Annotated in this window: 6 protein-coding genes (1 of these 6 running past the window's edge); 4 read left to right on the top strand and 2 right to left on the bottom strand. The window is 68.2% G+C overall.

What is annotated here, in order from left to right:
* The first annotated feature begins 268 nt into the window (after positions 1–268).
* Both FrCorBMG51_RS12740 and FrCorBMG51_RS34705 read left to right on the top strand, forming a co-directional pair.
* Positions 269–763: a helix-turn-helix domain-containing protein gene (locus tag FrCorBMG51_RS12740; protein ID WP_052914628.1), complete on the top strand. Its 495-nt coding sequence runs from the start codon at positions 269–271 to the stop codon at positions 761–763.
* 11 nt (positions 764–774) lie between these two features.
* A complete protein-coding gene (locus tag FrCorBMG51_RS34705; RefSeq protein ID WP_200902430.1) occupies positions 775–2517 on the top strand; it encodes an enoyl-CoA hydratase/isomerase family protein in 1743 nt (580 codons plus the stop codon).
* A 197-nt stretch (positions 2518–2714) separates the two neighbouring features.
* Here FrCorBMG51_RS34705 and FrCorBMG51_RS12725 read toward each other — a convergent pair whose 3' ends face one another.
* Entirely contained in the window at positions 2715–3620 is a 906-nt protein-coding gene (locus FrCorBMG51_RS12725; RefSeq protein ID WP_047223266.1) for an SDR family oxidoreductase, read from the bottom strand.
* A 226-nt stretch (positions 3621–3846) separates the two neighbouring features.
* Entirely contained in the window at positions 3847–4644 is a 798-nt protein-coding gene (locus tag FrCorBMG51_RS12720) for an enoyl-CoA hydratase-related protein (RefSeq protein WP_047223265.1), read from the bottom strand.
* Between the two features lie 677 nt (positions 4645–5321).
* On the opposite strand from FrCorBMG51_RS12720, the gene FrCorBMG51_RS12715 reads away from it, so the two are divergent.
* On the top strand, positions 5322–6647 hold the full coding sequence (locus FrCorBMG51_RS12715; RefSeq protein WP_086055428.1) for a cytochrome P450: 1326 nt from the start codon (positions 5322–5324) through the stop codon (positions 6645–6647).
* On the top strand, positions 6644–7851 hold the 5' portion of the coding sequence (locus tag FrCorBMG51_RS12710) for an NAD(P)/FAD-dependent oxidoreductase (protein ID WP_200902429.1). The gene runs 163 nt beyond the window's last position; the window shows 1208 of its 1371 coding nt (coding positions 1–1208); it begins with the start codon at positions 6644–6646; its stop codon lies beyond the right edge, outside the window. Before FrCorBMG51_RS12715 ends, FrCorBMG51_RS12710 begins: the two co-directional genes overlap by 4 nt.

Raw genomic sequence — 7851 nt, 5'->3', positions numbered from 1 at the left:
CCTGCCGCTGCCGGCGGGCTTCGCCTACGAAGTCGCCCAGGAACAGGAGCTGTTCGAGTCGGGCGAAGCAAAAGAGGGGCTGGCGGCGTTCCTGGAGAAGCGTCCGCCGAAATTCGTCTGACAGCCGGCCCGGTCGACCGGTCAGCCCGCCGTCGGGGTGGGCCGGTATCCGTAACGGCAGTGGATTTGCTCCTCGGATTCTGACGGGATTTTTTCCATGGCAGTGAATCGTTATACGTTGACCGACGAACAGCGATCAGAGCTGATTATGCTGGTTCGCGGTTCGGTCGAGGAACGGGCGGTTGCCGACCGGGCGCGGATGGTTCTGTGGTGGGACGAAGGTATGTCGGCCCGCGCGATAGCCGCTCTGCTGCATGTGTCGCCACCCACCGTGTACCTGTGGCCGGCCCGTTTCGCCAGGCTCGGGATCGAGGGACTTTACGACGCGCCGCGGCCCGCGCCGCCGCCTGTTCATGACGGGCGGGTGCGTGCGAGGATTCTCGCGCTGACCCGGCAGTCACCTCCCGCGGAGACCGGGCTGCGGCGCTGGTCGAGCCGTGCGATGGCGCGGTATCTGCAGCGCTCCGAGGGAGTCGCGGTGTCACACACCTTCATCGCCGACCTCTGGCGGGAGAACAATCTTCAGCCGTATCGGACGGGAACCTTCAGGCTGCCGGCCGGCCCGGGCCCGCGGGCGCCGGACAGCGCCGCTGCCGACCGGTTCCAGCGTTTACCGCGTGGCGAGATGCACACGAACAGTTGAGGGGAAGAACTGTGGGGAGCCTCGAGGAGACGGCGTTCGAGACCATCCGGATCGAACGTCCCACGGACGGCATCGTCGTCGCCACACTGAACCGTCCGGAGCGGCTGAACGCGATGACGGTGCGCATGTTCGAGGAACTCGAGGACCTGGCCCTGGCGGTGGACAGCGACCTCGACGCGCGCGTCCTGATCATCACGGGCGCGGGGGACCGGGCCTTCTGCGCCGGCTACGACCTCGACGACGCCGAGGAGCTGTCGAGCCTGTCGCCCATGGGCATGCTCGTACGCCAGGAGCGTGCCGCCCGGGCGCTGGCGACGGTCCGCTCGATCCGGATCCCGGTGATCGCGGCGATCAACGGCACCGCCGCGGGCGGCGGGATGTCACTCGTGCTCGTCGCCGACATCCGGCTGGCCACGCCGTCGGCCAAGTTCAACGCCGCCTTCGTGCGCATCGGCCTGTCCGCCGGGGACATGGGCTCCTCCTGGCTGCTGCCGCGCATCGTCGGCCCCGGACGCAGCGCCGACATCGCCTTTACCGCGCGTTTCGTCGGAGCGGAGGAGGCCGAGGAGATCGGTCTCGTCAACAGGATCGTCCCGGCGGACAGCCTGCTGGCCGAGGCCATCGCCATGGCCGAGCTCATCCGCGCCAACCCGGCCGGCGGCATACAGCTGTCCAAACGGTCGCTGCAGGCCAACATGGAGGTGTCCTCGTACCCGGCCGCCCTGGAGCTGGAGAACCGCGGCCAGGTGGTGCTCACCAGGGACGAGGAGATCGATATCCCGGCGGCCCTCGAGGCTCTCAGGCAGGAGTACGCCGACGCGCTGGGGCACACCGGCGCTCCTGTTCCCGGGCCAGCCGCTGCCGGGCCAGCTGTTGCCGGGCCGGCCGTTTCCAGGCCGGTGACGACGGATCGGACCAACAGTGGGGAAGGCGGTTTCATGCTCCAGTTCGAGCCACCGAAGTTGGAGACGCTGACACTCGAGCCCCTTGAGGGCGGCAGCGTGTTGTTGACGGTCAACCGTCCCACCCGGATGAACTCGCTGACGGTCAAGATGTTCGAGGAGTTCAACACCGTCGCCTACGCGCTGCGGGACACCGACGCCAGGGCGCTGATCCTCACCGGGTCGGGCGACCGCGCGTTCTGCGCGGGTTTCGACCTGGACGAGATCGGCGTCATCGCCACCATGGGCGTGCGTGAGTTCCTGCGTTTCCAGGAGGTGGCCGCCGGAGGTTTCGCGGCGATCCGCGGCCTTCCCTTCCCCGTGATCGCGGCCATCCACGGGGCGGCCTCGGGAGGCGGGCTGGCCCTCGCGCTCGCCGCGGACATCCGCCTGGTCGCGCCGACCGCCAAGTTCAACGCCCCGTTCGTCCGGCTCGGGCTGTCCATCGGGGACCTGGGCACCTCGTGGCAGCTGACGCGGCTGGTCGGGCCCGGCCGGGCGGCTGAGATCGCCTACACCGTGCGTACCGTCGAGGCCGAGGAGGCGGTCCGCATCGGGCTGGCGAACCGGCTCGTGCCGTCGGAGACGCTGTTGGAGGAGGCGTTCACGGTGGCGAGGCAGATCGCCAGCAACTCGCCCGCCGGTATTCGCATGTCCAAGCGCGCGCTGCAGCACAACCTGGAGAACGCCTCCTTCGCGGCGGCACTTGAGCTGGAGAACCGCGGCCAGGCGCTGCTGACGCGCGGCGAGGACATGACCGAGGCCCTGACGGCGTTCAGGACACGCCGGCCGCCACGGTTCACCGGCCGGTAGGGGACAGCCGAGGGAGACGGTCGGAAGGACACGCCGTCGGACGCCTGGCCGGCAGGCGGACCGGCGGCGCGAAAAACGGGGAGGTTTCAGCGGGAAAGCGAGTTCGAGAAGCCGAGAAAACGAAAGAACGCCCCCGGAAAATCGCCGTCCGGGGGCATTCTTTCAGGTTCGAGGAGGGACAGGAGGGGAGGCACCCGTCAGACGTTGCGCTGGGCCTTGCTCTGCGCGCTCGCCAGCTGGCTGCGCTCGCGAATGTCCGCCCAGTCCTGGTCGCTCAGGGTGGTCAGGCCCGCGAACGTGCCCGGGCCGGCCAGCTTCTGCCCCCCGTCCATCGCGATCGTCTCGCCGGTGAGGTAGTCGCAGGCGTCCGACAGGAGGAAGATCACGAGGTTTGCCAGTTCCTCGACGGTGCCCACGCGGCGCATCGGGATCTGGTCGGCCTGGGTCGCCCCGACCGAGCTCCTGTCCGTGGGGTTGAGCATCTCCCAGGCGTAGTCCGTCGGGATGGGCCCGGGCGCGAGGGCGTTGACGCGGATGCCGTAGCGGGCCCACTCGACCGCCAGCGACATGGTCATGGCGTGCACGGCGGCCTTGCCCATCGCGGAGGGGACCACGAACGCGGAGCCGGTCCAGATCCAGGTGGTGAGCATGGACAGCACCGCTCCTGGCAGCCCCTCGGCGATCCACCGGCGGCCGGCGGCGTGGGTGGTGTTGAAGGAGCCGTTCATCACGGTCGAGCTGACAGCCTCGAAGGCGCGCGCGCTCAGGCTGGCGGTCGGCGCGATGAAGTTCGCCGCGGCATTGTTGACGACGCTGGTCAACGGCCCGTACCGGGCCCAGATCTCGGCGATGGCCACGTCGACGAGATCTGCCCTGCGCACGTCGACCGTCTGCACCTGGACGCTGCCCGGCCGGGAGGCCGACGCCTGCGCGGCGGCATCCTCCAGGACGGCCTGCCTGCGTCCCCACAGGTGGACCTCGGCGCCGTGCTGCACCAGGTGAGCCGCCACTCCCCGGCCGAGGCCGGTCCCACCGCCGGTGATGAGAATCCGCTTTCCCTGCAGCACGTCGGGTGAGTAGATGGACTTCGAGCTGTCAGCCATGGGTGTCCCTTGTCGGCTCTGCCGACTCTGTTGGCCCTCTAGTGGGGTCCTGTCGGCCCTGGTGGAGCCCCCTGGGGCTTTTTCTGGTTGCTTCGGGGGCTTCTGGTGGCCTTGTCCGTGTTGGCGCTGCTGTCCGCTGCGCGCCCGCGGTCATGAGGGCCGTAAGCCGCGTCCGCGGCACCGCTGTCGTGTTCCTGTGCTTTGCCGCGGTGCCGCGGACGGGACTTCAGTTACCCCGGTACACGGAGAAGTCCGGCGGGCGCTTCTCGTTGAAGGCGGTGATACCTTCCCTGGCCTCGGGGGACTCACCGAACAGCTTGAGGTTGGAGTACGCCAGCTGCCCGATTCCCGCGAAGTGCTCGGTGTCGGTGTTCAGCGACTGCTTGAGCACCTTGAGCGAGGTGGGTGACAGCAGGAGGATCTCATCCGCCCAGGCGCGGACCTCCGCCCGCAACTGGTCGGCCGGAACCACCTTGTTGACCAGGCCCCAGTCCGCGGCCTGCTGGGCGCTGTACTGGCGGCAGAGGAACCAGATCTCGCGGGCGCGTTTCTCACCGATCACGCGGGCGAGATAGCCGGTGCCGAAACCGGCGTCGAACGACCCGACCCGCGGGCCGTTCTGGCCGAAACGAGCGGTCTCGGACGCGATACTGAGGTCGCACAACAGGTGCAGAACGTGGCCGCCGCCGATGGCGAAACCGTTCACCGCCGCGATGACAGGCTTGGGCACGTCACGAATGACCCGGTGCAGGGCGTCCACCTCGAACAGACCGCTGTCCGACGGCCCGTAGTCGCCGGTCTCCAGACGCTGTTTCTGGTCACCGCCGGTGCAGAAGGCCTTCTCGCCGGCGCCGGTGAGGGCGATGACGCCCACCTCATCGCTGGCCCAGGCGCGCTTGAAGCTCTTGATCAGCTCGTCGACGGTGCGGGCCCGGAACGAATTGTAACGTTCCGGTCGATTGATGGTGATCCAGGCCAGGCCGTTCTCGACCTTGTACGTCACGTCAGTGAACTGGTCGTCCATTGAACCGATGACCCTCTTCGATCAGGAAGCGAGCAGGGCCGCTGCTCGTCAGGGAGTAGATGACAGGATCTTCCTGGCTGCCCGCCCGGAAAACGCCGGCGCGCCGGAGGGCAAATGTACTGGCACGAACGGCCTTTTTCAAGGCGGCGTCGGGCCGGGTATTTGAATACCACTGACGGGAGACGGGAATTACCTCCAAAGGGGGACCGGAGCTGTGGTTCGGGCGGGTGTCACCCTCACCGAAGGTGATGGATCGTCGTCGGACGGGTCCGGTGGCAAGGTCGACCAGCCGGTCGACGGAGCCTCGTCGCGCCGCTCGTGCGCGCCGGTCGGCGGGGGAGAACTCCCCCGGGTCTGTCGGGCTGGCCGGGACTGCCTCCCTGGCCGCGGGCTTCCTCGCCATGGGTCGGTGGTCCTCGGCAGAGCTTTTGGTAGCGTAGGGAGAGATTGTGATTACATCGTGTTTCTAAGGTGGTACCTCATGTATCCGCAAGGGGTACGAGGATTTCCCCTATGGGTGATGCAGGACACAGTTCTGCCGCCTACCGTTGACCCGACCAGACGCCAGCGTCGTCGCCTGCGGTTCGCCTCTGGGCAACATCGACAGGAGAGGGGGCCGTTGATCATCCTCCCACCTTCGGTGGACCTGGATTCAAGATCATGTACAAGGAGAGCTCGTGGTCGCGATCGCACCTGTGAACGCCCGCCCGATACCGGACGAGATCGCTCGTCAGATCGTCTTACCTGAGGGGCACGCCGACGAGGACCGGTTGTTTGCCGCCTACCAGTGGCTGCGCGAGAACAATCCGCTCGGCCAGGTCAGGGTGGAAGGCTACGATCCGGTCTGGCTGGTCACCAAGCATGCCGACATCATGGAGATCGAGCGGCAGCCGGACATTTTCAGCAGCGGTGGTGGTGCCCAGCCGGGCTCCCACAACCCGATTCTGCAGAACCAGGCCGGTGACGAGTTCACCAGGAGCCTCACCGGTGGCAGCCTGCGCATTCTCGACGCCCTCCCCTACCTTGACCCGCCGGAGCACACCGCGGTCAAGGACGTCGCGGTCGAGTGGTTCCGTCCCGCGAACCTGAAGAAGTGGGAGGACACCATCCGGGAGCTTGCCCGGGAGGCCATCGGCAAGTTCCTGCACGAAGGCGAGAACAATATCGACTTCGTCAAGGAGTTCGCGCTCTTCTATCCGCTGCACGTCATCATGACCCTCTTCGGCGTGCCCGAGGAGGACGAGCCGAGGATGATGGCGCTGAGCCAGGAGTTCTTCGGCACGGAGGACCCCGAGGCGCGCCGGGCGGATGTCGAGGCGCTCACCCCGGAGGCGGCCGCGCAGCAGTGGTCCGCGGCGATCAGGGACTTCTACGCCTACTTCGACGTGCTGGTGGAGAACCGGCGGAAGGAGCCCAGGGACGACCTCGCCACGATCATCGCGCTCGCGAAGGGGGAGGACGGCGAGTTCTACCCGAAGGAGTTCGCCTACGGCTGGTTCATCGCGATCGCCACGGCCGGTCACGACACGACGTCGAGCACGCTCTCGGGCGCGCTCGAACAGCTCGCGCTCCATCCCGACCAGCTGCAAAGGGTCCAGGAGGATCTGTCGCTCGTCCCGCACCTGGTCAACGAGGCGCTGCGCTGGGCGTCCCCGGTCAAGCAGTTCACCCGGCAGGCCACCCAGGACTACACGCTGAACGGAAGCGAGATCAGGAAGGGTGACCGGCTGATGCTGCTGTACCAGTCGGCCAACCGCGACAGCGACATATTCGACGATCCCGGCTCGTTCCGGATCGACCGCCGGCCGAACAAGCACATCGCCTTTGGCTACGGCCCCCACATGTGCATCGGCCAGCACGTGGCCAAGCTCGAGCTGAAGATCATGTTCGAGGAGCTGCTGCCGCGTATCAGGAAGGTCAGCCTGATCGGTGAGCGCAAGGTCGTCCAGACGAACTTCGTCGGCGGGCTGAAGAAACTGCCGGTAAGTCTGGAGCTGCGGTGACCCACCAGCAGGTTTCCTCCGACGACCGCCGGGTGGTGGTCGTCGGAGGAGGTCATGCGGGTGGCACGCTGGTCGGGCTGCTCCGGCAGGCCGGCTTCGCCGGTGAGATCGTGCTGTTCGGTCAGGAGACGGAGCTGCCGTACCACCGCCCGCCCCTGTCCAAGAAGTTCATCGACGGCGATCTCGAGCAGTGGCTGCGCGCGCCGGAGTTCTACCAGGAGCAGGGCATCTCCGTCCGGCTGGGCGAGTCGGTCGAGTCGATCGATCCCGCGGCGCGCCGCGTGCACACGAGCAGCGCGCAGGCCCTCGACTACGACGTGCTCGTCCTCGCCACCGGGGCCGAGCCCCGGCGGCTGCCGACGCCCGGGTCCGATCTTGCCGGCGTTCTCACCCTGCGCACCCTCGCTGATGCCCGTGTCCTGCGTAAGGCCGTCATCAGCGGGAGCCGGATCGCGATCATCGGTGGTGGGTACGTCGGCCTGGAGGTCGCGGCGGTGGCGCGGGCGGGCGGCGTCGAGGTGACGGTCATCGAACGCGAGGAGCGGGTGCTCGCGAGAGTGGCGAGCCGCCGGCTGTCGGAGATCATGCAGGCGTACCACCGGGAGCGCGGCACGACGATCATCACCGGGGCGCAGGTCGTCGGCCTGTCCGGCGAGGACGGCCGGGTCAGGGACGTGCTTCTCGGCGACGGGACGCGAGTGCCGTGCGACATCGCCCTGGTGGGCATCGGCGCCGTCCCGCGCGACGAGCTCGCGGCGGCGGCCGGCCTGGTCGTCGACCAGGGGATCCTGGTCGACGACCAGGCACGCACCAGCGATCCGGCGATCTTCGCGATCGGGGACGTAACCCGCCGGCCACTGCCGGGCATCGACGGGCTGCTGCGGCTGGAGAGCATCCCCAGCGCGGTGGAGCAGGCCAAGCAGGCCGCGGCCGCGATCGTCGGCGCGGCGCCCCCCCACGCGGAGGTGCCCTGGTTCTGGTCCGACCAGTTCGACCTGAAGCTCAAGATAGCCGGGGTCGTGTCCGCGCCGCCCGGTACCGTCCTGCGCGGTGACCCGGCATCGGGGCGCTTCGCCCTGTTCCATCACACGGACGGCAGGATCACGGCGGTGGAGTCCGCGAACTCGCCGGGCGACTTCATGGCCGGCAAGAAGTTCATCGCCGGTGGCGAGCGGGTCGACCCGGTGCGGCTGGCCGACCCCGC

Origin of the sequence: Protofrankia coriariae (genome assembly GCF_001017755.1) — a bacterium.
GTDB classification, from domain to species: Bacteria; Actinomycetota; Actinomycetes; order Frankiales; family Frankiaceae; genus Protofrankia; species Protofrankia coriariae.
The sequence above is the reverse complement of the archived record's forward strand: the minus strand, read 5'-3'. Positions and strand labels throughout refer to the sequence as shown.